Annotated in this window: 24 protein-coding genes, 1 pseudogene and 1 other annotated feature; of the genes and pseudogenes, 7 read left to right on the forward strand and 18 right to left on the reverse strand. The window is 32.7% G+C overall.

What is annotated here, in order from left to right; translation table 11 throughout:
• Window positions 1–26: 26 nt before the first annotated feature.
• From H1A07_RS08830 to H1A07_RS08840, 3 genes are all read right to left on the reverse strand, one after another.
• Window positions 27–2,144 carry an ATP-dependent Clp protease ATP-binding subunit gene (locus tag H1A07_RS08830; RefSeq protein ID WP_057718886.1) on the reverse strand — a complete coding sequence of 706 codons (2,118 nt, stop codon included), beginning with the start codon at window positions 2,142–2,144 and terminating at the stop codon, window positions 27–29.
• Window positions 2,145–2,398: 254 nt separating this feature from the next.
• Complete coding sequence (locus H1A07_RS08835) at window positions 2,399–3,310, reverse strand: alpha/beta hydrolase (RefSeq protein WP_094523752.1); 912 nt, start codon at window positions 3,308–3,310, stop codon at window positions 2,399–2,401.
• Window positions 3,300–4,619 (reverse strand): PTS sugar transporter subunit IIC, encoded by a 1,320-nt coding sequence (locus H1A07_RS08840; protein WP_210144965.1) that lies wholly within the window; start codon window positions 4,617–4,619, stop codon window positions 3,300–3,302. The genes H1A07_RS08835 and H1A07_RS08840 overlap by 11 nt, the downstream gene beginning before the upstream one ends.
• 166 nt (window positions 4,620–4,785) lie before the next feature.
• Between H1A07_RS08840 and H1A07_RS08845 the strand changes: the two genes are divergently transcribed.
• Window positions 4,786–5,022, forward strand: a complete 237-nt coding sequence (locus H1A07_RS08845; protein WP_057718884.1) for a hypothetical protein — start codon at window positions 4,786–4,788, stop codon at window positions 5,020–5,022.
• Between the two features lie 112 nt (window positions 5,023–5,134).
• Complete coding sequence (locus tag H1A07_RS08850) at window positions 5,135–6,334, forward strand: MDR family MFS transporter (RefSeq protein ID WP_153939396.1); 1,200 nt, start codon at window positions 5,135–5,137, stop codon at window positions 6,332–6,334.
• A 233-nt stretch (window positions 6,335–6,567) separates the two neighbouring features.
• Here H1A07_RS08850 and H1A07_RS08855 read toward each other — a convergent pair whose 3' ends face one another.
• The 9 genes from H1A07_RS08855 to H1A07_RS08895 all read right to left on the reverse strand — a co-directional run bounded on the left by H1A07_RS08855 (window position 6,568) and on the right by H1A07_RS08895 (window position 14,236).
• Window positions 6,568–7,509 carry a serine hydrolase domain-containing protein gene (locus tag H1A07_RS08855; protein WP_210145510.1) on the reverse strand — a complete coding sequence of 314 codons (942 nt, stop codon included), beginning with the start codon at window positions 7,507–7,509 and terminating at the stop codon, window positions 6,568–6,570.
• Window positions 7,510–7,520: 11 nt separating this feature from the next.
• Complete coding sequence (gene dltD / locus H1A07_RS08860; RefSeq protein WP_210144966.1) at window positions 7,521–8,822, reverse strand: D-alanyl-lipoteichoic acid biosynthesis protein DltD; 1,302 nt, start codon at window positions 8,820–8,822, stop codon at window positions 7,521–7,523.
• Complete coding sequence (dltC, locus tag H1A07_RS08865; protein ID WP_003648200.1) at window positions 8,815–9,054, reverse strand: D-alanine--poly(phosphoribitol) ligase subunit DltC; 240 nt, start codon at window positions 9,052–9,054, stop codon at window positions 8,815–8,817. The genes dltD and dltC overlap by 8 nt, the downstream gene beginning before the upstream one ends.
• A gap of 30 nt (window positions 9,055–9,084) precedes the next feature.
• Window positions 9,085–10,308 (reverse strand): D-alanyl-lipoteichoic acid biosynthesis protein DltB, encoded by a 1,224-nt coding sequence (dltB, locus tag H1A07_RS08870; protein WP_057718880.1) that lies wholly within the window; start codon window positions 10,306–10,308, stop codon window positions 9,085–9,087.
• Window positions 10,305–11,813 carry a D-alanine--poly(phosphoribitol) ligase subunit DltA gene (dltA, locus tag H1A07_RS08875; RefSeq protein ID WP_210144967.1) on the reverse strand — a complete coding sequence of 503 codons (1,509 nt, stop codon included), beginning with the start codon at window positions 11,811–11,813 and terminating at the stop codon, window positions 10,305–10,307. The genes dltB and dltA overlap by 4 nt, the downstream gene beginning before the upstream one ends.
• 20 nt (window positions 11,814–11,833) lie before the next feature.
• Complete coding sequence (locus tag H1A07_RS08880) at window positions 11,834–11,992, reverse strand: teichoic acid D-Ala incorporation-associated protein DltX (protein ID WP_057718888.1); 159 nt, start codon at window positions 11,990–11,992, stop codon at window positions 11,834–11,836.
• Between the two features lie 133 nt (window positions 11,993–12,125).
• Window positions 12,126–12,416, reverse strand: coding sequence for a hypothetical protein (locus H1A07_RS08885; RefSeq protein ID WP_094498319.1), 291 nt, complete (start codon window positions 12,414–12,416; stop codon window positions 12,126–12,128).
• 1 nt (window position 12,417) lies between these two features.
• Window positions 12,418–13,569, reverse strand: a complete 1,152-nt coding sequence (locus H1A07_RS08890; RefSeq protein ID WP_210144968.1) for a YncE family protein — start codon at window positions 13,567–13,569, stop codon at window positions 12,418–12,420.
• Window positions 13,570–13,924: 355 nt separating this feature from the next.
• Window positions 13,925–14,236 carry a hypothetical protein gene (locus H1A07_RS08895; RefSeq protein ID WP_210145511.1) on the reverse strand — a complete coding sequence of 104 codons (312 nt, stop codon included), beginning with the start codon at window positions 14,234–14,236 and terminating at the stop codon, window positions 13,925–13,927.
• A 267-nt stretch (window positions 14,237–14,503) separates the two neighbouring features.
• Here H1A07_RS08895 and H1A07_RS08900 point away from each other — a divergent pair, with 267 nt between their 5' ends.
• The 4 genes from H1A07_RS08900 to H1A07_RS08915 all read left to right on the forward strand — a co-directional run bounded on the left by H1A07_RS08900 (window position 14,504) and on the right by H1A07_RS08915 (window position 18,886).
• Window positions 14,504–14,788, forward strand: coding sequence for a hypothetical protein (locus H1A07_RS08900; protein WP_210144969.1), 285 nt, complete (start codon window positions 14,504–14,506; stop codon window positions 14,786–14,788).
• A 332-nt stretch (window positions 14,789–15,120) separates the two neighbouring features.
• On the forward strand, window positions 15,121–15,609 hold the full coding sequence (gene cbpB / locus H1A07_RS08905; RefSeq protein ID WP_210144970.1) for a cyclic-di-AMP-binding protein CbpB: 489 nt from the start codon (window positions 15,121–15,123) through the stop codon (window positions 15,607–15,609).
• 78 nt (window positions 15,610–15,687) lie between these two features.
• Window positions 15,688–17,568, forward strand: a complete 1,881-nt coding sequence (locus H1A07_RS08910; RefSeq protein ID WP_210144971.1) for a heavy metal translocating P-type ATPase — start codon at window positions 15,688–15,690, stop codon at window positions 17,566–17,568.
• A gap of 61 nt (window positions 17,569–17,629) precedes the next feature.
• Window positions 17,630–17,677 (forward strand) — a sequence feature (sodium ion sensor (DUF1646 type); this cis-regulatory element may regulate processes involved in with the transportation of sodium ions).
• Between the two features lie 48 nt (window positions 17,678–17,725).
• The gene (locus H1A07_RS08915) at window positions 17,726–18,886 is read left to right on the forward strand and encodes a cation:proton antiporter (protein ID WP_210144972.1); all 1,161 of its coding nucleotides are present in this window, start codon (window positions 17,726–17,728) and stop codon (window positions 18,884–18,886) included.
• Window positions 18,887–19,086: 200 nt separating this feature from the next.
• Here H1A07_RS08915 and H1A07_RS08920 read toward each other — a convergent pair whose 3' ends face one another.
• The 3 genes from H1A07_RS08920 to H1A07_RS08930 all read right to left on the reverse strand — a co-directional run bounded on the left by H1A07_RS08920 (window position 19,087) and on the right by H1A07_RS08930 (window position 22,818).
• Entirely contained in the window at window positions 19,087–20,313 is a 1,227-nt protein-coding gene (locus H1A07_RS08920; RefSeq protein WP_094498782.1) for an IS110 family RNA-guided transposase, read from the reverse strand.
• A 273-nt stretch (window positions 20,314–20,586) separates the two neighbouring features.
• Window positions 20,587–21,174: a DUF4097 family beta strand repeat-containing protein gene (locus H1A07_RS08925; RefSeq protein WP_244974122.1), complete on the reverse strand. Its 588-nt coding sequence runs from the start codon at window positions 21,172–21,174 to the stop codon at window positions 20,587–20,589.
• 66 nt (window positions 21,175–21,240) lie between these two features.
• Complete coding sequence (locus H1A07_RS08930; protein ID WP_210144974.1) at window positions 21,241–22,818, reverse strand: ATP-binding cassette domain-containing protein; 1,578 nt, start codon at window positions 22,816–22,818, stop codon at window positions 21,241–21,243.
• Between the two features lie 101 nt (window positions 22,819–22,919).
• On the opposite strand from H1A07_RS08930, the gene H1A07_RS08935 reads away from it, so the two are divergent.
• The gene (locus H1A07_RS08935) at window positions 22,920–23,780 is read left to right on the forward strand and encodes a helix-turn-helix domain-containing protein (protein ID WP_210144975.1); all 861 of its coding nucleotides are present in this window, start codon (window positions 22,920–22,922) and stop codon (window positions 23,778–23,780) included.
• A gap of 610 nt (window positions 23,781–24,390) precedes the next feature.
• On the opposite strand, the gene H1A07_RS10330 is transcribed toward H1A07_RS08935, so the two are convergent.
• The 3 genes and pseudogenes from H1A07_RS10330 to H1A07_RS10335 all read right to left on the reverse strand — a co-directional run.
• Window positions 24,391–24,621, reverse strand: coding sequence for a hypothetical protein (locus H1A07_RS10330; protein WP_244974124.1), 231 nt, complete (start codon window positions 24,619–24,621; stop codon window positions 24,391–24,393).
• A gap of 261 nt (window positions 24,622–24,882) precedes the next feature.
• Window positions 24,883–25,563 (reverse strand): helix-turn-helix domain-containing protein, encoded by a 681-nt coding sequence (locus H1A07_RS08940; protein WP_244974125.1) that lies wholly within the window; start codon window positions 25,561–25,563, stop codon window positions 24,883–24,885.
• Window positions 25,564–25,711: 148 nt separating this feature from the next.
• Window positions 25,712–25,852, reverse strand: a pseudogene (locus tag H1A07_RS10335) (MFS transporter); the annotation flags it as partial.
• Window positions 25,853–26,010 lie beyond the last annotated feature (158 nt).

Raw genomic sequence — 26,010 nt, forward strand, 5'->3', positions numbered from 1 at the left:
GTAGTCTTTTTTCACAACATTGTTAACTATTTTTCTTCTTTTTTGTCAGCTTTTTCAGCTTCCTTGATGTCTTTCTTTTCTTGTTCACGAGTTTCCTTGTCAAACAATACATCTTCAAGAATTTCACCATTTAAGTATAAATGCTTATCATCAATGGTGAATTTAACTTCCTTAGTATCTGGCTTAGAAACAATCAACTTAGCTGCTGGGGTTTCAAGATCTTGTTCAACAACCCTTCTCAATGGACGAGCACCAAATTCCTTATCATAGCCCTTCTTAGCCAAGTACTTCTTAGCATCATCGGTAACATGAAGCTTAATGTTTCTCTTAGCAAGAGACTTCTCCATCTTTACTAAGTAAAGGTCTAAGATCTTGAGCATATCTTCACTAGTTAATGAATTAAATGGAACAATTGCATCAAGACGATTCAAGAATTCTGGTCTGAAGTAAACTTCAAGTGCTTTACGTAAAGCATCTTGATCGTCTCCCTTAAGCAACTTATCAGAGTATCCAGCATTTGAAGTCATGATAATGATTGTATCTTTGAAGGAGATTGTTCTACCTTGTGCATCAGTCAAACGACCATCATCCATAATTTGAAGTAATGCATTAAAGACTTGTGGATTTGCCTTTTCAATTTCGTCAAGCAAAATCAAAGAATATGGTTGATGACGAATCTTTTCAGTTAATTGACCACCTTCACCATAGCCAACATAACCAGGTGCTGAACCAATTAACTTGTTAACAGCCATTTGGTCTTGGTATTCTGACATATCCAAACGTACTAAAGCGTCAGCCTTACCAAATAACTTAATTGCTAATTGCTTAGCCAATTCAGTCTTACCAACACCAGTAGGACCAGTAAGCAAGAATGAACCAGTTGGACGGTTTGAATCCTTAAATACTTGTTTACGAGCAATTGCGTCAGTGATGATATCAATTGCCTTATCTTGGTCAATAACAACCTTCTTCAAGTCAGAAGCTAAGTTAGCATTCTTTTGAGCTTCATTCGCATTAATTTCACTCATTGGAATACCAGTTTTAGTTTGAATTAAAGCATACATATCTTCTGGTGTAACTTTAAGTTCACTAGCTTTACCTGCATTCTTGAGATCTTTCTTAAGATCTTCAATTTCTTTCTTAATTTTAGCAGCTTCGTCATATTTCTCACTCTTAGCTGCTTCTGCTTTTTTACCTTCTAGTGCATGAATCTTATTCTTAATTGAAGTTTCATCCTTTTGATCCATACCTAAAGACTTCTTAGCACCAGCCTCGTCCATTAAGTCAATTGCCTTATCTGGTAAGTGACGATCGTTGATGTACCGGTTAGAAAGTTCAGCAGCTAACTTCAAAGCTTCTGGATCATATTTTACATTGTGATACTTTTCATATTTTGGAGCTAAGCCCTTCAAAATTTCAATAGCATCCTTAATGCTTGGTTCAGGAACTTGTACTGGTTGGAATCTTCTAGCTAAAGCTGGATCCTTTTCGATTTGTTGGTATTCACTAGTAGTAGTTGCACCAATTACACGAATTTCACCACTTGCTAAAGCTGGCTTTAAGATGTTAGCAGCATCCCCAGAATTATTTTCTGAATCAGTTGAACCTGCACCAACAATATTATGTAATTCATCGATAAAGAGAATAACATTCTTGTCACCCTTAGCTTTATCAATAATCTTCTTTAATTTTTCTTCAAAACTACCGCGAAGAGAAGTACCTGCAACTAATTCATTAATGTTCAATTCAATAATATGAGCATTTTTTAGCTTTTCAGGAACATCTCCATCAACAATTCTTTGAGCTAATCCTTCAACTACTGAAGTCTTACCAACACCAGCAGGTCCAGTTAAAACAGGATTATTCTTTTTACGTCTACTCAAAATTTCAATAACTTGGTCAATAATAGCAGTACGTCCAATAACAGGATCGTATTTGCCCTTCTTAGCTTGTTCAGTCAAATCAACACCAATTGGCTTCTCCTTTTGTTGTTGACCATTTTGTGCACCTTGTTGTGGTGCTTGACCGGTACTATATCTCATTGGTTGTTGACCATTTGTCATTCTTCCATCATTGAAAAAATCTCTGTTTAATTCATTAAACAAATCATCAAAATTGTAATTTCCATTGTCAAAGTATGCCATGCTTTACACACTCCTCATATTCTCAAAAACTTTAGCACTCATTAGTTTTAAGTGCTAACTACTCACAGCTTTAATTATAACAGGTTATCCACAGAAAAGCCAAATATTATATCATATTTTTTCCACAGATTATTTTAATTTGTGAATAAAATAAGTGCAACGCGCTTTATGAAACACATTGCGCTTAAAATCTTTGTGAATTAATATGATAGTAAAGTTGAATAATTATTTATCTCTATTAATTTTCAAAGAATTTAATCATTTATCTTCTTTCTATTTTTTCGATTCTCTTTTGGCTTTTGTTCATTAGCAGGAGTATTATCTCCATTATTATTTTCTAGTAGATACTGTTCAATCAGTTGAACTACTTGTTTATTTTGTGGTAGCGATGAATGCTGTGCATCAGCGCCTGTAATAGTCATAGTTGTATAATGCTTTACTTGATTTTGAAAAATATATTTTCCTGCAGCTACGCTACTTTCAGGAACTAAGCCATCAGATTCATAATTTTCTCCGCCAGAAACAGAATATACATCCAAGTTTTTAGGTATTTTCTTTCTATTTTTAATAAAATCATTCAGCATCTCTGTCTTATGATCAACATTGCTTTCATTAAAGTTATACGGCGTACCTAAAGTCATTAATTTCTTTATTTTGATTTCATCACTATAGTCCGCATAGTAATTTTCCAACCAATAAGTCCAAATCAATCCACCATTTGAATGACCAAACGCCTTAAAATTATTAAATTTATACTGTTGACTGAGCTGCGCAAATGCTTCATCGAACCATCCTGCTTGTTTTTTAATATTGGCATAACCATCATGATTATTTTCAAAGCCAACCACAATAAATGGTTCATTGTCATTACGATTAATCTTTCCGCTATACTTTAATGTCCCATCTTTTTTTACTTGAATTTTTAACAAGCTATGTTTCTTAAAAGTATCTTTATTCAATAAATTAACTAATTCGTTAAAACGTTCAGTAGTCGCACTTGATCCGGGAATCATGATTACCGGTGACATTTGTGACTTTCGCCGTTCAGCTAAATCATTGTTAGCATTCTTAATCCAAAAAAAAGTTGGAATAGCTAAAACTATTAAGAAAATAAATGTACCTAATAAAAGCAGCCGATTTTTCGATATTATTTTTTTATTTAACATACTCATACCCTGCTTCCTCATCATTTAGTAAATCTATTTCATCTTGAACATCCTTAGCCATCTTAACAATTGGAAGATATAATAAAATATCAAGGGCAAATAAGAGCATTGAAAAAATTAAAGCTTGCCAAGTACCATTTGTAGCAATAAAGGCAACTAAAGGACCAGGAGTGCCAGATAAAACATTATATGCAGAGACGGGAATCAAATGAATTGCAATCATACTTGCACCTAAAAGCATATTTACAACAGGTAAACACACATATGGAATTAAAAATAATGGGTTCAGCATTATTGGAATACCAATCAAAGCTCCTTGATTAGAACCAAATAAAGTCGGAATAAAGCTCCAGCGGGCTATTCTAGCAATGCTATTTTTTCTGATGTAAATTAAAATACCGATTAATAAAACTAAAGTTAAACCACTGCCACCAAATCTTCCATAAGATTGATACAGAGAATTTCCCACATAAGGATTCGGTACATTCAAACTTGAACCGTGAGTTAAAGCATAGTTTAGGTTGGCAACATTAGTCGCACTATCGCTACCCGTAGTTAAAGAGGCCAATGGTTGACCAATCCCAAGCCAATTTAACAGCAACCCTAATAGCAATAATGGAATGAAAACTCCTAAATTCAAATTATTTTGTCCCTGATTTTGGAAAAATTGATAAAAGTTAGTAGCAACAACACGCACATGAACTAAACTAGCTAAAATTCCAACCACTAGTCCAATTACCCAAGTAACAAGCATTGGTCGAAATGAATTAAACGCCCTTTTTTTAATTCGTTGTGCACTTTCCGCGTGCTGGTGATGATATTCAACACCTAAAAACCTAAAAATTAAACCAGTACCAAATCCTATTAATAGCGCAAATAAAAAACTATTAATGTTTAAAAAACGCCAATTAAATGATAATTGAAAGTTTTTTATATCTCTAAAACGATACGCACACAAAAGAAGAGCTAGCATCCCTGATACTCCAGCCATTTGGGCATCTTTTTGATAAAGTCTAGCTGTATATTGCGCTGAAAAATATGCTGTAAAAAGCCCAAAAGTACCAAATACTACACTAGTAACCCCTTGACAGGCATACCATGCACCATTAAAAATTTGATCTGGCAGCCATTTATCAAAATAGAAAATATTTGATATTAAACTTGTAGGTGAAAACACACTCTGCCACAAAAATTGAAAAATACTCCCCACTACTGCTAACGGCATTAACATCATCAAGGTTCGGTCAGCTACCCTAAAAAATGCTAATCTTCTAAGTCGAACAACCGTTTTAAAAATTATTTTTTCCATTTTTTATGTCCTTAAATTTTATAGTCTACTCCTTAGTTTAAATTAAAAATCATTATAAACCCATGATTTTTGTTAAAAAATAGATTAAAAGTTATAAGCCTTTATAACAACTAGTCAAATTAAGAACATGCTATAATTAGAGAGAAGATATTGAGGGAGAAAAATTATGTCTAAACGAAGTTTTTCTATTACCGATAAAAATAATCGTCTATTAAATTACTATTTAAATCGCTCTGATAAAGATTGGAACTTAGTAATTAATGAAGCTATTAAGAATTACGTATGCGATCATTTATCTCAAAAGCAAATTCAAGAAGCGATTAAACATACTGGTAAAGACGCATTTCCAGCTGACGAAGTTCTTAGAAATTTTAACAGTAGCTGGATGAATGGAGACGCTTAATAAGCATTGCGTAAAATCTTATTTTCAGTCAAAATGAGAGTAATTAATAAAAAGAAGCTGACAATTGTCAGCTTCTTTTTATACTGCAAATCTAATTTCAGGGAGGATTAACATGTTAAGAAAGCACGCAATAGACCCAATCAAGTTAATCTGGTTATTTGCTGGTTCATTAATTATCAATACTGGCGTTAGTTTTATTTGGCCTTTAACTACTATTTACATCCACAATTATTTACATGAAACTCTAACTGTTGCCGGAATCGTTCTCTTCATTAATTCTGCATTTACAATGATAGGAAACGCACTAGGTGGTTTTTTATTTGATAAATGGCATCCCTACCAAACACTCCTAACGGGCGTTACTATTTCTACAATATCTACATTTTTATTAGTTTTATTTCATGGCTGGCCTGCTTATCCGATTTTATTGATTACTCTTGGATTAGGTAACGGAATTGTCGTCACTGGTTTAAATTCAATTGCCACACTAATCCGCAGTCGAAATGCCTCCTATGTTTTTAACGTTTTATATTTCACTCAAAATCTAGGACTAGTTTTTGGCTCCTTAATGGTCGGCTTTATTTTACCTTTTGGCATTACTTATATTTTCTTACTTGCATTTATTATGTTTGTGTTTTTGAGTATTGTAATCTTTCTGGAGTATCGTGGTTTAAATCAAGCACATGCTTCTAAAAATAAAAAAGTCGTCGAATCTGAATATAAAGAACAAATTCCCTATGGCGCAAAAAAAGCTATTTTTTCTATTCTGATCTGCGTCCTAGCAGCTTGGATTGCTTATGAACAATGGAACTCAAACATTTCTTCCTATATGCTCGGATTGCACATGAGTGTTCGCTTATACAGTCTATTATGGACTCTAAATGCTGTTTTAATTGTCATACTTCAACCATTACTTACCCATTTTGATGATTGGCTAACTCTTCATCTTCATGGCAGACTCTATATTGGTTTTAGCTTATTTGGACTAGCATTCTTGCTATTAATTGGTGCTACTCACTACTTCAACTTTGTTTTAGCCATGGCAGTCCTTACTTGTGGAGAAATTTTGGCCTTTCCTGCCGTTTCAACCTTTGTAAACGACCGAGCTAGCAATAAAGATAAAGGAAAATATCAAGGTATTGTTCAATCCGTTACATCAGCTGGACGTGCCTTAGGGCCACTAATTGGTGCTTTGGTAATAGATAACTTCTCATACCTAGTTTTATTTATTTTCTGTACTATTTTAGTTTTGATATCTGTCCTAATTTTTGCTTTCGTTAATGCCTATAACAAGAAAAAGATCGCTGACTAGCGATCTTTTATTTTTGCAATAAAAAAGCCTAATTCCACCAACATCGGAATCAGGCTCACACAGTGTTACGTACCGCTATTCTGACCAAATAAGAAGGCACATTTTCGCTACCGTAGAAAATGCACTTCAATACAACGGTACAGGTAAATCTTAGCACAGCAAGCATTCTTAAACAACTAGTTTTAAGAATGCTTAAAGAGCAAAAAAAGAGATGAAAAACTAAATTTTCATCTCTATGTATCCGACTTTATTAAACTTTCCATGAGATCATTACAAAGTTGCCTAATTTTATAATAATCCTTAACGGGATAATTGGACTGAACTACTAATGCATCTCTAGTGTCATTTGAAATTCTACAATAAGTTGTATAACCATCGCCCGATCCATTTGTCGAGTGAAAGTCAGGGAAATTATAAAAACCAGCATTATAATTTGCAGGATCAGAAGGCGCATATGCCTTTTGCACAGAAGCAGATTTAATTATTTCTCCATTCAGGATTGCACTAGTAGCTCGATAAAGATCATCATTAGACATCACCAAGCTTCCAGCTCCTAAATCTCCATGTACTCTGTCTACCGGAATAAAATGCGGACTTAAATATCCTTCGGTATTTTTTGTATATGGAATTGCAACCTGTATATGTCTATTTTTAGGTATATCCCAATAAAAAACCGTATTAGAAAGTCCTAGCTTTTTAATATACGTATTTTTGACAAGATTTTCATAAGAACGATGAGTTACTTTTTCTAAAATACCAGATAACAAAATATAATTAATTGATGAATACATGCGTTGATTATAATGCTGCTTATCAAAAATCACATTATGTTTAATATCATATTTAATTCCTGCCTGATTATTGTTAAATACAGGAGTTCCATAAGCTGATTCATTTTTTCCTCTCAGTCCACCCTCCATAGTCAAAAGTTGGCTGATCGTGATTTGATTAGCATGCGGAACTTGAGGATAAAATTTTGATAACTTATCGTTAAGGCTAAGCTTATTATTCTCAATCTGTTTTAAAACCAAAGTACCAGTAAAAACTTTATTAACAGAATTGATGAAAAAAGCAGTCTTAGAATTATTATGAATTTTTTTACTGATATTTGAATATCCTGTAGATTCATTAAGAACTACCTTATTGTTCTTAATTACTAAAACATTACCTTTAATCCCAGCTTGTGCTAGTTTTTTTTTATATTTGTTGCTGCCTTACTTTTAGTGTCTGGCATTTTTACGTCAGTTTTGTTTCCCCAAGCTTTAGTAAAGTAGTAGCTATTTAACTTATAGTTAACTGGATGATTCTTTTCTTCCATAAAAGGCTTTACATATTGGTCTACTTTTAACCAACCATTCCAGCCAAGGTGAATAGTATCTTCCATGAAGAATTTCTTTCCACCATCTTTTGATAAATCAGCTATATTATTAAAGCCTTGGGAAGTAAGTTGCTTCGTAATTTTTGCAACACATTCTTGATACATGCTTTGAGATAAGCCAGTATACTTAGCCCACTTGGCATTAACAGGTGGAATAATAAACAAGACATTTACATGTTCATGAGCAAGTTCATTTAATACTAATTCAAAATCTGCGTATTCTGGTGACTTAGTATAGTCAAAGTTTTTTTGTGAATTCTTTAATTTCTTTAAGTGTTTATTATTTAACTTTTTATCAAAAAATCCATTAGAAATACCAAATTTATTATTACTCGTTCCTTGCTGACCTTGTTCATTAGCAAATTGACGCAAATTATCATAGGCATAAGTACCTGGTAATTTACCGGCTTCTTTTTGAATCTTTGGAATATTATTAGTCATTCCCAAAGAAGAAAAGAAGTTATCCTCATTAGCTAACATTCGACGTCTAGCTTTTAAATACCAGGTTTGATACTTAGACAATTTTTGCCCTGAAGCTAATGTCATCAAAGCATACTTTGTTGTTTCACTAGCAGTTCCAGCTGGCATATCAAGCAAGCGACGTGCCGCATAGCGTGTAGCTACACTATCCTTAGCACCTAAAATCCAGTCAACAGCTTGAAGTTGAGAAAAGTACATTCCAAAAGCAGCCGGATTTTGTCCCTGCTTAGTAAACCACTGTGGTGAAATAATAAATACAGCTTTTTTGTTAGAAAGTTGATCTACTGTTTCCTGCATAGTGAAAAAGTGGGTTAGTGATTGACTTCCCGGTCCTCCTAATAAGAAAGGTCGATAATTTCTTTTATATTTATAAGCTAAAACGCTTGGATGTAAGGCATCCATTCTTGATAACTCACTAGAACCATAAAATGGAACGTAGTTTTTTTCAAAAGCAGCTTGCTTAATTGATTGTCCCTTAAAAACAGTTTGTGACTGTGAGACAGACGCTTTAAACAAAGCATTATCTGACTTTTCACCATTTTGCCATGGAATCAAAAATAAGATTATTAACAAAATGAACGCACAGAGAACTGGGCCGAAAATCTGCCACAGTTTGCGTTTATTACTCATTTCTTAAGCTTTCTACCTTTGCAATGATTTTGTTTGGAGTATCCCAATCTTCACGGTGAAATTCTGATACTGGTGCAGTAACACCACATTTATCTTGTAATTCAAGTAACATTTGTACAGTTGCCATAGAATCTAACAATCCATTTTCAAAAATGTTTTCATCCATTTGGTCACTTAAATCTTCACCAGTTAATTCATTTAAAATATCTAAAACAGCTTGCTTTGTATCCATAATTAATAAAATCCTTTCAAACTTAGTAAATTATTTCCAGCCAAACCATAATGTACTCAAGAAACCTGAGAAAATTAGGAAACTGAAACAAACAACATTAAAAGTTAAGAAAATCGCAAACCACTTCGTAAATTGATTATGAGGGATTTGCTTCTGGTGTTTACGCTTGAATCGTAGCCAAATATCATTAATGATGATGGCTGTAGCATGGAAAATACCATATACGATATAGTACCACGTTAATCCGTGCCAGAAACCCATAATTAAGAAATCTACAAAATAGGCTAATTGCGATAATCTGATTCTATTCTTTACCAATTTATGCTTCATTGCAAAGAATGTAAAACGCATAAAGATAAAATCACGGAACCAGAATGACAAAGTCATATGCCATCTATTCCAGAAATCTTTAATATTTTGAGAAATAAATGGCTTATTGAAGTTCATAGGAGTTCTAATTCCCATGAAATATGATGTACCTACAGCAAATAAAGAATATCCTGCAAAGTCAAAGAAAAGATACATGCTATAGCAATACATGTAGCCTAAAAGTGCCCATGATAAGCGAAGTCCACCATTTGCTTGACCGTAAAAGAGCGCATCTTTAGCTAGTTGAGGCAGCCATAAGGTACCAAATACGTAACCAATAATAAATTTATATAAGAATCCTTGAAAAATGTATCTAGTACCAAATTTTAAGTTTTCAATATATTTATCTCTTTCCGGAGCCTTATCATAATCTTCTTTAAATCTCCGATAACGATCAATAGGACCTGAAGAAATAGTTGGGAAGAAAAGCAAAAATCTCGCATAAGTAATTGGATCAACTTTTTTAATAGTCTTATCGCGAAGTTCCATAATAACTTGTACAGTTTTAAAAGTTAAATATGAAATTCCAAAGAAACCAATTAAATCTGCAGCTTTATTTGGCACTAATGGTGCAATTTTTACTGCTGCCAAAGGTAAAATCGCTAGGATGACTGCTAAACAAAAAACAGAGGTTTTATTCTTTCCAGAATTAACATATTTTTGATAAGCAAAAGTAACTAAAAACTGGAAAATAATGTATCCAATTAATTGCACTCCCTGTATCCAATCTTTACCATTGAACATTAAGAACAAAAATAGTAACGAAACGAAAGCTTCATATGCTTTAAAGCGTCTACCATGATATAACCCAATGATTAGTGGTAATAACGCAATAAAAAGAATAACAAAGTAACGCGGATTACTATAAGGCTGAATATTGATCACGCGTTATTTACCTCCTTAATTACTTGTTTAATATCTACCTTACCATTTTGAGAAATTGGCATTTCATCACGGTAGATAAAACGTTGAGGAAGCATGTATGGCATAATATCTTGACTTAACTCTTCACGTAATTTCTTAGTCAACTCAGCATCGCTATACTTTTCGCGCACTCCATCAGCTAGTTCAACAACAGCAACTAATTGTTGTACTTTGTGGTCTTTATTATATTTTGGCGCTACAACGCCGTAACGAACCAATGGATTCTTAGCAAGGTAGAAATTGATTTCCTCTAATTCAATTCGATATCCATTGAATTTAACTTGGAAGTCAATTCTTCCACGATAAAACAGCATGTCGCCATCTAAAAATCCTAAGTCTCCAGTACGATAGCTTGCATGCTCACTTTCCTTAAAGAAAGCAGCCTTAGTTTTATCTGGGTTATTTAGATAACCTTTAGAAACGCTTGGTCCTTCAATAATAACCTCACCCTGGTTATCTTCTTCACCTTTAGAAGTATCAATTGAAATCTTAGTGTCATCTTTTGCTACACCAATTGGTAAACGATCATATTTATCTAAAACTTTATCCGTAATTTCTACTTGTGTTACGGCAACTGTTGTTTCAGTTGGCCCATAAGTATTAAAAATATGACTGTCTGGGAATTTCATCTTCAACATTTTAGCTGTTTTATGACTTAATTCTTCACCACAAAATAGGAAATGAGTTAGTTCTGGATGGTGTTTAGCATCAAACGTAGGATCTAAGAAACTCATTTCTACAAATGATGGAGTTGAAACCCAAACATTGAATTTTAACTGTGGCAACGTCTTAAATAATTGACCTAAGTTCTCAGTTACATCGTGAGGTAAAACTACTAATTTACCGCCTGCTGTCAAAGCTGGATAAAGGCTCATTACAGATAAGTCAAAAGAATATGGGGCTTGAGCTAAAAAACTAGGTTTCTCAGGAAGTGAAAAATCACTTAATTCCCAATTTACAAAGCTAAGCAAATTATCATGGCTAATTTGGACACCCTTAGGTTTTCCTGTTGTTCCTGAAGTAAAGATGATATAAAAGTTATCATCTCCATTTACAAACTTATCTTGATCAATTTCTACATGACTATCGGAAACGTCTCCAGGAGTTAAAACTTTTATATTCTCCATTTCAATAGGAAGTTTATCAATAGCAATCACTAAAGGAGCCTCAGAAACCTCTTGAATCATTAATAAACGTTCACTATTAGAATAGCTAGCAATTGGAATATAAGCATGTCCTGCTTTAACAGCACCAATAAAACTAGCAATCATTTCAAAGGTTTGACCACCCCAAATCATTACCGGAGCTTTTTCAGGAAGATCTAGTTCGCTAATCTTAGCTGCATAAGCATCTGACCTAGCTTTTAGGTCTTCATAAGTATTAGTTTCGCCAAGATAATCATAGGCGATTCGGTTTGGATCTTCAGTAGCAATTTGATCGATTGTCTTGATTACATCTTTAATCATTTAATGCGACCCTTTCAGTTTTAGAAATCTTTATAAATAAATTTTGCAGCTCCAATGCCACTATATGAATACAAGTAAACTAGCACTACAAGCACTGCAAAGTAAAAGAGAGTTTTAGCAATAAACAAGCCTATTTCTTTTTTCTTTGTATCGCTCTGTTTATCTTTGTTTTCTGCCATGCTTACACCTCGTATCTTTTTTCTAAATTTTACAACATTGTTATAAAATAGGTTAATATCTTTACTATTTTTTAGGAAAATAGCATGAACAGTAGTAATTATACCAAAAATAGCCTTAGTTATGGACAGTTCGCTACTTTTGATTACGTTTTCTTTCAATAAAATAACCAATACCTAAGAAAATAGATGGCAAAATTGAAACAAAGACTAATACTAACAAAATCACTTTCAATAGCCAGTCAGGATTTTTCCACTTTCTATCATTAGCAGTCGTTAAAGCGTAAGCAGAAAACAATACAATTGTAATTAAGTTTATTAAAAATAAAATACTATGGGAATACTGGTATAATACCAAAACACTACTTCCTGATATCAAACCGCTCCAGCCTGCTAATCGTACCCAAAAAGATATTTTTTTTACCATTTTAACCTCCTAATAAGGCATTGATATTTGCCGATAAAATTCGGTCAACAATCATTATTTGATCACTTTCATAAGCCTTCGCTCCAGATTCAAATAACATCAACAATTGACCATTTTGAACATAAATTTGTTCTAAATATGGTGGCATAATAACAACTTTTTCTGCATTTCCTTCATCTAGATAATTCAAAGCTGAAATTGGGAAAAAGTATAATTTAGAATCTTTACTTCCATATGATTGACTCAAAATAATCCAATTCTGATAAAATGCAATTCCTTGAATCTGCCGATCCATTGAGGCGCTTCCCGATCCCAAAGCCCAAGATACTTGGCCAGTTACTGCTTTAATTTGATCACTTGTAATTGTACCTTTAAAGGTGCCTGAACGAGCGATTGGATAGCTAGCAAATTGTCCTTGTCCATCTGTATTAAAAAAGCCAACAAACAGTTGATTGTCATAATAAGTTACACAAGATGCTCTTTCAATGGTAGGCAAAGCAATTACATTATCATATTGGATAGGTTGCTTTTTCTTATTATAGCTATATTTTTCTAGTTTCTTTAATGAAAACGACATTAGGGCCGAAGAATCATCTTGACTTCCTGTTACCCAAATATTTTTAGCAATTGGATCATAGGCAATACCGCCTAAATGCGGAGATCCTGAAACTTGAACTGTCTTTAAGTATTTGCCACTTTTCTTATCTAAGCAGTAAATAACTGAGCGGTGATTATGCGTTGAATCGTAAGCTGTAATTAATAAGTACTTCCCCGCTACAGTTAATCCCTGAGGAGTCATTGAGTCCGCATCTGTAATTTTCTTTTTATTAAAATCATAGCTTGGCGTTACAACTTGACCCGGAATTACAACACTGCTGCCGATTTTACTAGCACGAGGCGTTTCATAGGCTGCACTATAGACATCAGGATATTTTTCATTCAATAACTTTTTAAAATAAGCTAGATTATGGTGTCCTGGACTAATGCTTGTGCCATCTTTTGCTTTTTCTACATCGGGTCTAGAAGTAAAAGTAGCTTTTGCCTGTTCTCGTTTTTGATATTGCTGGTATCCATAATATCCACCGTAAGCAGCCCCAGCAATAACTATCAAAACTAAGACTAATTTAAACAGAATTTTTAAAAATTTCTTCATTAGCTTTCCCTACCTAATAGATAATTTCCTTAATTCGATATTATACCTGAATAGTCCTTTACTATCTGAAAATTAAAAATTTTGAGCAAGTATCTTATATTTCTTTATGTTTTATACTATAATATATTAATTGTAGTAGTGGATTAACAATAATCCATTGCTATTAGCATTAACATCCAACTTTTTATTTTCATTCTTACTCCTCCAAGTAGATTGAATAATAACAAGATCAGCCTCGGGCTGATTATCTATCTTTGAAACGACTTATGCACTTCCCAGCATAGGTCGTTTTCTTTTTAGTGCATTAAAAAAGAGAATCCATAATTCGGATTCTCTTTTCTCGTGCTGATAATGATTAAGGAAATGGAAGGAAATTAAGTAAATTACCATCTTTAGTATATCTTTGATAGGTGGCATCCCTTAACTTATTCCAAACTTTACTTTGAAAGGCATTCAATTTTAAATCATTAAACGCCATTAAATTTCCAACTAAACTAACAACATCAAATAATTGTGAAGTTAAAGCGACCGCGCGATATTTTCCTGTTTTTAGATTAGCTACTGCCTCATTTACTTGTTCAACTATCTTATTAACTTCATGATCATTTTCTGCCATCAAGCTTAATCTAAATGCTTCAAGTAAGCTGATATATTCTTGATACATAATTTAATACCAACTTTCTACCATATAAGAATTTTGTAAAAGCGATTTCATTTATATACAAATAATATCATACCAATCTCACTAATATTGATTTTTTTCGATAAACACTTCACTATTAATCCGTTATCAGTAGCTAGTATTTCATTTTTATTTAAGTCATACCAATACGGTATTTTCACCTAAAAAATTGTGCAAATTGTACTTTCGTAATACGATTATCTTACAAAGAATAGTTCCTAAATTTATTGAAATCTACAGAAGGTGAAAAAGATGGTTTCTAAAGACGTAATTATTTCTACAATGACTGAGTTAGTCGACTCACTTAATAAAACAAACCCAAGTTCAGAATTCACTAGCTTCCTTACAGATAGTCTAACAACTATTAAATCAAGCAATGGCGTTGCTTTCACCGGTCAACTTCAATACTTCTTTAATCGCGCACCTATCGTAAAATTTTCTGACAATATTACTTTTATCCCTGAAGAAGAGAAATTATGGGACAAACTGCTCTTCCTAAATGAGCTAGGAAACAATCTTTGGGGTGCAAGTTTATAATTTATTCTATTTCTTTAGTAAATTTAACTTTTTTAATAAAAAACGTCACAATTTGTTCACATTTTCCCTCTAATATATAAACCATAGCAACGGGGAAAACAAAACCCCATCGCTATTAGCATTAACATCCAACTTTTTATTTTCATTCTTACTCCTCCAAGTAGATTGAATACATTTATCAGTTTTTGACTGATCCTATACTTATATATTTTGAAATCCGCGTCTTTCCCAGCGCGGATTTTTTTGTGGGCTTATTTTCAATACTTTCATACAATAGAAGTGAAAAGAAATATATTTTTTAATTTAAATATTTAAGTTTAGAAAGGATTATCATGTTCTCACCATCTATTCAATCATTGATTGAGGAAAAAGCGGACTCATTTATTATTCCCGCCTCTAGGATTGCGTTTGTAGAAGACGAAAATCCACTCTACCATGCGTTTTTAATTCTTACTAAAATGAAATATTCTAAAATTCCAGTTTTAGATAGAAAACAAAAAGTAGTTGGTTTAATTAGTTTAGCCATGATTACAAACAAGATGCTAACACCTGATAATATTGTTATCGGACCTTTGTCAGACTTAAAAGTCAAAGATGTAATGCAAACAGAATTCGAAACAATCAATTTTGCTCACACTAATTTTGAAACTCAACTACATCTTTTAGTAGATAATCCATTTATTCCAATAGTCAATGACAATAATATTTTTCAAGGTCTGCTAACTCGGCGAGAATGGATCAAAGCATTCAACTATGTTACTCATACAATTGACGAAAAGTATGACATTACTGAGAAATGCGTTTCACATGAAGAAAACTAAATCGCTTAAATTTAATCTGTTAAGTGGTATAGTAATATTGTTTTAGTATTATTGTTAAATTAGTTGGAGGTAAAGTTAATGAGACATCAATGGAAATTTTTCACGATTCTCGGAATTGGTGTCATTGCAGCAATTTTAGACTTTCTGTGTGGAGCTCCTAAAATTGGTACATGGCCCATCTCAGGCATCCTAATTGATATCTTCGGAATTTTTATGGCAATCACCATGCTCCGCGAAATGATTCATACTCTTGAATCCGGTCGTTGGGGCGTTGATATTCTAGCAATTATTGCTGTTGTTTCAACCATGATTGTTGGAGACTACTGGGCAGCTTGGATGATCTTAATCATGCTTACTGGTGGTGATTCCCTCGAAGACTATGCTACTAGTCAAGCTGATAAGGAATTACGTTCTTTATTACAAAATTCACCAAGAATTGCTGATAAGTTAGTTAACGGCAAGATTGAAGAAGTTAAGGTTGACGACTTAAAAATTGGCGATATTGTGTTAATTAAGCCAGGTAGCCAAGTTCCAGTAGATGGAGAAATCATTAAAGGTAATTCTAGCTTTGATCAATCTTCTTTAACTGGTGAGTCAGTTCCAGTAGATAAAAAAATCGGCGATAATTTAATGTCAGGATCAATTAATGGGGATGCAGCTGTAGAAATGAAAGTTACTAAAGCTGCTAAAGATTCTGAATACCAATCAATTGTCGCTTTAGTTAAGTCTTCTGAAGCAAAACCTGCTAAGTTCGTTAAAATGGCTGATCGTTATGCAGTACCATTTACCATTATTTCTTTAATTATTGGTATCGCAGCTATGATTACTTCTGCTGTAACTAATCCAGCACTAGGTTGGCAAGGACACTTTTTGCGTTTTGCACAAGTTATGGTTGTTGCATCTCCTTGTCCACTGTTAATCGCTGCTCCAGTTGCAATGGTATCTGGTATGAGTTCAATGTCACGTAGCCACATTATCGTTAAGTCTGGTACTACACTTGAGAAGCTATCTCGCACTTTAACTTTTGCTTTTGATAAAACGGGTACGTTAACTGAAAACCAATTGGTTATTGACCAAGTTATTTTAGCTAAAGACAGCTCAATTTCAAAAGAAGAACTACAAAGTTTAGCTGCTAGCGTTGAACAACAATCCAGTCACGTTATTGCCACTTCATTAGTAAAAAGCACCGATAAAAACTTAATTAAACCAGTTACCAACTTGAAAGAAGCTACTGCTAAGGGTGTTAGCGGCGAAGTTGATGGTAAGTTAGTTAAAGTTGGTAAACTTTCTTATGTTGATCCCGATCAAGAAAAAATTACTATTAATTCAACAGCTGTCTTTGTTTCAATCGACAACAAATTTGCTGGATATATTACTTTCCAAGATCAAATGAGAAAGAATACGCCAGAAACTATTAGCCGTTTACGTCGTCAAGGTATCAAACAAATCATGATGTTAACTGGTGACCGTAGAGCGGTAGCTGATAAGGTTGCTAAAGAAGCTGGTATTAAAGAAAGTGAAGTTCATGCAGACTTACTTCCTGCACAAAAAATTCAAGTAATTAGAGATGTTAAGCCCGATCTAAGACCTGTTGCCATGGTCGGAGATGGTGTTAACGATGCACCTAGTTTAATGGCTGCTGATGTTGGTATTGCCATGGGTGCTAAAGGAGCAACCGCTGCTAGCGAAAGTGCCGATGCTGTAATTATGGTTAATGACATTTCTAAAGTTAATGATGCAGTTGCAATTTCGAAACATACTATGAAGGTAGCCCATGTCGACATCATCACTGCAATTTGTATCGTTATCTTAATTGAATTAATTGCCTTTACTGGTATTATTCCAGCTTTCTGGGGCGCAATTTTACAAGAAGTAGTCGATTTAATTACTATTTTGCTTGCTCTTCTTGCTAAGACAAAACCAACTAATCCTAAACAAACTGGGATTAAAAATAAATAGTTATTTGCAACTATGAATATTTTTAGCTAAACTAATTTTTAGTTAAATAATTTTCATTAGTGGTTGGGTTTTTAAAACTTTCAAGATTTGCTTATTTGGGTCAATAAGCGCTTGGAAGTTTTTTTATTTACCACAAAGTTATAGAAAGCTGGAGAAGATGCACTTTTTAGGAGAATTAATTTTAATTCTGCTGGCTACTACATTATTAGGGCAACTGTTTTCACGTCTTAATATGCCAGCGGTTATTGGTCAATTATTATCAGGAATTTTATTAGGTCCAGCCATTTTAGGGCTAGTTAAACCAAATGAAATTATTTCACTTTTTTCAGAGTTCGGAGTAATTTTGTTAATGTTCCTAGCGGGGCTTGAAAGTGATTTGGATTTATTAAAAAAATACTTCAAATTAAGTTTCACAGTTGCTGGTATCGGTGTAGTATTGCCTGTATTTTTCATGGGAATTGCTAGCTATTTATTTGGAATGAATTTCCTAGAAGCATTATTTATTGGAATTGTGTTTGCGGCTACAAGTGTTTCGATTTCAGTTGTAGTATTACAAGAAGCTAACCAAATTCATACCCGAGCTGGTACAGCTATTTTAGGAGCAGCTGTAGTCGATGATATTTTAGCTGTCATTGTTTTAAGTCTATTCACTACCTTTAGTCACGAGGGCGGCAAGAGTGGACTGACTAATAATTTCTTTATTAATTTATTAATTGAAATAGTTTACTTTGTCGCTGTTTGGGCTGTCTTTAAATTTGTTGCCCCATATTTCATGAAACTAGCTGAAAAAGTTGAAGTTGACTATGCTGTTGTTATTGGCTCACTTGTATTAGCTTTATCAATGGCTTGGGCAGCAGACTTTGTCGGTTTAAGTGCAGTTGTTGGTGCCTTCTTTGGTGGACTTGCAATTAGACAAACGCCTCAATATAAGGAAGTTCAATCCTCAGTAAGTGCAATTGGATATTCAATTTTTATTCCAGTATTTTTTGTAAACATTGGTCTATCAATGACATTTGCAAGCTTTGTCAAAGATATCTGGTTCATTATCGTGATGACCATTTTAGCTGTCGTATCTAAATTCTGGGCTGGTAAATATTCAAGCGAATTATTTGGTTTTACTAAAAATGAAGGAAATATTGTTGGTGCCGGCATGGTGTCACGTGGTGAAGTAGCTTTAATTGTCGCTCAAATTGGAATTACGCACCATCTCTTTCCTGAAGATATCTATTCAAGTTTAATCTTGGTAATTATCATTACCACTGTCCTTTCACCGTTTATCTTGAATTACTATATTAAACGCGAACTTAAAAATGACTAACAAAAAACGAATTAGCTAAAATTAAGGCTAATTCGTTTTTCTACGTAAAGTCAAGCATAATAAGGTGTTTAGCTTTATTTTTTAATCATATTTTTAAGCGTTTAATACATACAGGCGAATTATTTCTAAAAGAAAGTATGACAAATAAGCCTATAAGCATATCGTTTTTATAGGCTTAGGTCTATAATGAAATTGATCAATTAATTACGACTAAAGTCTTTTTGGTTATGTGTGGCTACGTTGTAATTATATAGTTGATCATTGATAATCAGAGCATAAATAGTCCTGATTAGCTTATGAATTGAAGCAATAGCGATCTTTTTAAACCCCTTGGTTTGAAGAGATCGCTTTTTGCTTTCATAATAATCTGCTATATGACAAGGATTGGTTTTAGCTGCATTGTCTATTTGACCAATAGCTCGATAAAGCAATTTACGTGCGATGGCATTCCCATGTTTGGTAATGCTTAAACTAGAATCCATTTCACCTGATTGGTAACGCCCTGGATCAATACCAATAAAAGCGTTGATCTTGTTAGGATTAGAGAATCTGCGAATATCGCCTAATTCTGCTAAAACTCTAACAGCAGTAGTCTGTGCAAAACCAGGAATGCTCTCTAGATTCTCAAGATCATGATTTGGCAAAGATTTAGCTAGTTTTACCATTCTAGAAATTAAGTTTTCTCTTTGCTCGTTCAAGTTAATTAATCTTTGGGCATAGTATTGCACTTGTTCAGCTTCTACGCTGGTTTCAGAAACAACTGGATAAGTCATATTGGCGAGTTTCTTTAACTTAGCTGCAGTCTTTTGCGCATGCTTTATTCCAATACCTTTAAGCTGGATCAGCCAGTTGATAATTTCTCTTTCTTGGGCTTGTCTAATTAATTCACAGTGTGGGTAGTGACTGATTATTTTCCAATAGTTAAAGCCCTTCGCTGTACAGAATAATTGCTCTACTTCAGGAAAAGTAGATTGTAAAACTTGATGAAGTCTATTTTTAGCCATCACTAAATCAGCTGTTAGCTGGTCATAAAATCTGCTTAAAGCATTAAGCTGATGATATGCATTAGCTTGTATTTTATTAACCGGATGATGATAAAGTCGTTGAATTAGGGCTAGGTGATAAGCATCGGTTCGGTCGGTTTTATTATGACGCAAGCCCAAATCCATCTCTTTCTTAGCCTTAAGAGGATTAATAATGACATAGTCGTAGTCATAGTCTTCAAGAAAAGCTTGTAGTCTGCGAGAATAAACACCAGTAGCTTCAAAGATTATCTGTGGCTGTTTAGAGAAAGCAGCTAAGTCCTTTAACAGCAATGTGAAACCAGGAAGATCGTTAGTAATGGTGAGTTCATTTTTACTTTCACCAATTAATTCACAGACAGTAGAAGTAGCTTTGCTTACATCAATTCCGAATACAACTTGCATAATAAATACCTCCTAAAAATTAGTAGTAAAACGTATTTACTTAAGGAATCATATCTAATTTTCTAAACTCGACATCTAAGTGTCCACATTCTTCGAAGAGACTATTGAATTCTTGAGCAAAACTGCCAGTTTTTTATACGACATCAAGTGTCTAAGAACAAGACGGCATATGGTTTTACTACTATTTTCATCCTACGACTAGAACAAAAAATAGTGAATTGATTATCCCGTCGGATATCAATTCACTATTTAGCTTAGAATGTTTTTCATATTCTAATTTACTGAAACATTACCCAGAGAAGTATCTGCTTCTAAGACATTCCTAGAGTCACTATTCTTTTCAAAGGAATTACCTTGCTTTTTACCACTAATTGTAACTTTTCCAAGAGAAGTATCTAAATCATAGCCACTCGCATTACTGCTCTTAACTCTAATATTACCTTTTGAAGTATCAAAACTAATTCCATCTTTAGTCTTCAAATCTTTAATATCGATATTGCCGTTTGATAAATCAATATTGCCTGTTTTTACTCCTAAATAATCAGCACTAAAATTACCATTTGCATTATCAACATTTAAGCTTTCTAATTGCTCTTTCGGCATTTCAATTACGATTTTAGAATTTAACTGCTTAAAGTTAAATAGACGAATGTGGGTAACTTGATTCTTAAAACCAATTTTTAATTTGCTATCTTTAACCTTAATTTCAGGAGCAATTTTTTCTGCTCCAGAATAACTGACATGATATTTATTTCCTACTTTTAAAACTACATCTCCCGTTGGAATGTCTATATCTACTTTATTAAATTTAGAAAGTGAATAATCTTGATTAACAACTTTCTGATTAGCTATATTAAACACAGTCCATCCTCCAACTAATATAATTACAATAATGCTAATACTGAATAATATCTTCTTCCAATTCATCTAAATATATTCCTTCAAGTCAAGTATTTCGTCATATTGCTTCAATTCAGCTTCCTCATAGTGGTGAATTACTTCAATGAAAGTTAAATTTGAAGCTAACAGATATTTATGAATTATATCAGAAGTTTTCTTATCAAGAGAAGCGTTAATTTCATCAAGTAATAATACAGAACGCTTCATTAAAATTGCTCTTGCTAGCTCAATTCGAGCCAACTGTCCACCGGATAATTTATCCGCTGCCACGCCCAATTGATAATCAAAGCCTTTTTCTTTAACTAATCCATTTAAGTCTAATTTATCGCAAACTTCCTCTACCTTTTCCCGGGAAATATTTTTTCCTAAAGTCAGATTAAATAATAAACTATCCGCAAAAATTACCGGTGCTTGGCTTGCATATGAGAATAAGTCCGGAAATGTACCAGCTTTTACCTTTTTATCATTTAATCTAATCGCTTCGGCTTGTCCATATTTTCCATATAACAAAAATTGCAATAAAGTCGACTTTCCTGCTCCAGATGGTCCAATGACTGCAATTTTTTTACCTGGTTTGACGTTTAAGTCAATTCCAGTAGCTAATTGCTTGCCATCTCTCTTTAGGATCAAATTCTCTACTTGTAAGTCTTGTAAACTTACAGTTTTACTATTTTCTTGATCTGTTTCTTTATCTAAAAATCCATTAACCTTCTCAACTATCTTCTTAGTAGTAGATAACTTACTTCTGTCATCTAAGATAAATAAAATTGGATTTACAAATGAATTAGCTAATTGCACAATTGCAAATAAAGCTCCTAAGCTTGTTTGCCCTTTTACAACTAAATAAATTCCAAATAGAAATGGCATCAAAAACGTAATAATATTAGCAATAAAATTAATCCATGAGTTAGTATCAAGATTTAAAAGATTCATCTTACTCAATGTCTGTTCTAGCTTAGAAATTGCTTGTTTATTTTTAGCAACTGCCTGATTTTGACCATCATACAGATGCAGGGTTTCAACACCAGCTAAGAAGTTTTTAGTTTGATTAACATACTTACTATTAGCACTAGTCCACTTTTCAGATGATTCTTGAATCGGCTTTTGAAAAACATTAGAAACAATCATTGGAATAAAAGATCCAACTAGGAATAGTAATGTAAGTAACCAATTAACTGCTAAAGCATAGCCTAGTGCTAATACTAGTGAAAAAATCTGCATAATAATTTCAATTTGAGCATTAAAACGATTAGTTTCAAGTAGTTTAAAATCATTAGTTAAAAATCCTAAACTATCACTATTTTCATCTTTTGACTCTTCTAGCATCCCACCCAAAATATGTGTCCTTAAATAAGTGTTAGTTTCCTTAATCGTATTAGTTTTCAATCTGTTAAATACTAAACTTGCAATTAAAGTAACAACTAATGCTGCAATAACAATAATCAAAAATTGTGCAATTTTACCCCAATTCTTATTAGTAGCAATATTAGTTAGTGTTTGAACAACATTAGCCATAATAATATTTTGAAAACTAGCAATTAAGCCAAAGATGATCATCAATATGAATCTAAATTTATTTGAATACTTAAACAGCATCTTCTTCATCCCCTCATCGATTTAAACTTGTTGATAAGAGTATATGACGAGATTATACTTAAAAATAAATTTCTTGCAGATCTGCAAGTTAATTTTTGGAGAATGAAAAAATGTATGGTCATGAATTCAAAGAATTACGCTTAGAACAAGGTATTACACAAAAAGAAGTCTGCCCTGGAATCTGCTCTGAATCAAAACTATCACGCTGGGAAAATGATCAAGTCGAGGTTGAATTTAGTACGGCAATGAAATTATTAAATAGAATTCACATTACTAGCCATGAATTTATGGGTTGGTCTAAATTCTCACCACGACCCGAAATAGATCCTGAACTTTCTGAAGCTATTGAAAAAGAAAATATCCCACTTCTCAAGCAAGTTACACAAAAACAACTAACCAAGTATCATAAAAATCATAATAAGTTTGATCTATTTATGGCTGCTAATCTATGTAATCAACTTTTTATTATCGAACATAAAAATTACTTACCTCCTATTGATCGAAAAAAGCTTTTTGCGATTTTTTCAAAAGTCAATTTATGGAGTCAATACTATATTTCAGCGTTTGGCGCATCAATTTTTCTATTCAATCCTAAGCAAATTTATGGTAGTTCAATGCAAATAATTCGTAATATTGACCGCCTTAAAGAGGCTGAAACTAGTTTTAACTTAGAAATCATTATGGGAAGTTTATCAGATGGCATTTTACGGCTGATTTCACTTAATGAATTGTCTTATGCTCAGCGATTAGTTAAAGAACTTAAAAAAATTGAATTACCACAATATCTAATGTTTTTTACCCTAACCTTGACTTATTTGCAAAAGGCAATTGATTACATGAAAAATGGGGATGACAAACCAATACTTACATTAATTTCAGAAGTTTTAGATTTGGGATGCAGTGTCCAAGCAACTACCTACCTAGATATGTTTAAATATTTAAAAACGCAACGAAAAAAATACAATTTTTAACATAACGTCTACACTCATTTTTATTCGCTCCTAATATATAGTCACCATCATTTAATAGGCATAATAAAAAACGCAGTTTAAAGCTGCGTTTTTTGTAACTATAAAATACGATCAAATTATCGTAGCAACAATCCAGACTATATTCGTAACTAATAATACCAAAGCTACTAGCCCTTTAAATAAGTTTTTTCTCTTTGTAACAGAATATCTATTAACTAAATATTCCATACTCGCACCAACAACTATGTTCATTAGTACCATTACCATACGATAAGGAAAGCTTCCCCACCATGATGTTAAATTTAGTACTGCTAGTAGTGTAAAAGTTGTCGTTATACTGTAAGAATAACTGATTAATTTTACATTTTTCATAGGCTTTTCTTGACCTCTTTAAAAATAACGTACCAGAAATATAGATATGCTGAAATACACATGACTAAAATAGGAACTTTAATCAACAATGACCACTGCATTGTCATATCCATAATTGACATACGAATATTTGTTTTGAAGATAGCATCTACAAATAAAGGTAAAAAAGGAACTATTCCTAGTAATATCTTAAAAACTAATACTAATCTTTTCATAATATTATCCCTTTCAAAACAAATTATTTCTTGAACTGTCTAACTACTGCCGTAATTATCGCTAGCAAGTTAACACATATAAGAAATATAGTGCCCATTAAAAATTCAGTGTTCCAAAAGTCTTTAACCGCGGCTACAGTGTGAATACCAAATAGCATGGTTCCAAAACTATAATAGGCCGAATAGATCGTTATCAATATTAATCCAACTATATTAATAGCCATTAAACCTAGTATCCATTTAATAAAATTCATTCCAACTACACTGCACTCCTTTCAGTTAATTATTTTGTTGAGATTAAGTATAAATGATAAAAGTGTGGAATAAAGAAAAATGGGTGTATTTACCCAATATTACATTATTTATATTTATCCTTAAACTTTTGTAACTCTTCCCCATACTCAGGCATACCTACAAGACAAAAACTTTTTATTATAGTATCGCAATATTGTAACGCAGACTTATCTTGATTCTTTTTATATTGAATGAAATAAGTGAAAAAGGTCATAGCACTTTTATAAAAAAAGATCAGGATTAGTTGGAACCTTATTAGCAAAATCAATATAAAAATCAATATTCTCAAATTTATTTTCTTCGATAGAAAGGACTAAAACATTAATAGCTAAAGAAAATAGAGATTTTTTAACAAGCATAGATTCACGCACTTGATACTTTTCAATTATCTTTCTAACAATTGCTTCGTTATCAGCCAAACTATAGAAACGCATAGAATTGCAATACAGCATAAACTTAGTACTATTGAATTTTGGAATTTCAAAAATTTTCTTCTTAATCTCTTCTCTAATTTTTTGATCAGATTTATCCGGATTTAGTAATTCTAAAAGTCCATCAGCAATCAAATTTTGAATTTCTTTATCTTTTTCAGATAATTCACTATCCGTAATCATTAATTTAACTTTTTTTAGTTTATCTTTGTCTACGTGATAATATGCTTCTTCCATTATCTTTCTTTGAATTTGAATCTGACTTTGATAGTTTTGGTCTAAAGTTTCAATAAATTCTGTAGCATCAATTTGATTATATCTAAGCAGATTAATTAAGTTTTCCGCCGAAATTTGATGTACATTTCTTTCTACTTTTCCGTAGTAAGATCGATCAATTATATTACCTGCAAATTCTTGTAAAGTTTTATTTTGGTTAATACGGTATTGCTTGAGTAGATCTCCTATTGTCATTTTTACCTTCACCCCTAATCAAAAATTTTTATCACTATTTTAATGAGATAGACAAAACCAAACAAGTGCAAAATTTGGGATTTTGGTTAAAACATACTATGTTATTAGAGAAATGCCGTTAATAACGTTCATCACTGGCGCAGTGAACCATAAAGATCGTATCAAGTAAACTTACACTTGAAGCTAAAATCTTCTGATTAATTGTTGTAACTAACTATTGTTGCATTTTAAGTGAAGCAGTACTTACAACTGCAGCTAACAAAAAGTAAAATGGCAAGATTATAAAAATTATGAAAACGACAAAGAAAAAAGCCAAACACTTATATGCTTGACTTTACGTAAAAGAGGCTACCTTAGCCTCTTTTTATGATTTTAATAAAAAGTAATGGTACAAATACTAAATTTCAACTATAAACACAATTACTAGATAACCATACCAATCGAAAT

The sequence above is a fragment of the Lactobacillus taiwanensis genome (assembly GCF_017894345.1).
Lineage (GTDB): Bacteria > Bacillota > Bacilli > Lactobacillales > Lactobacillaceae > Lactobacillus > Lactobacillus taiwanensis.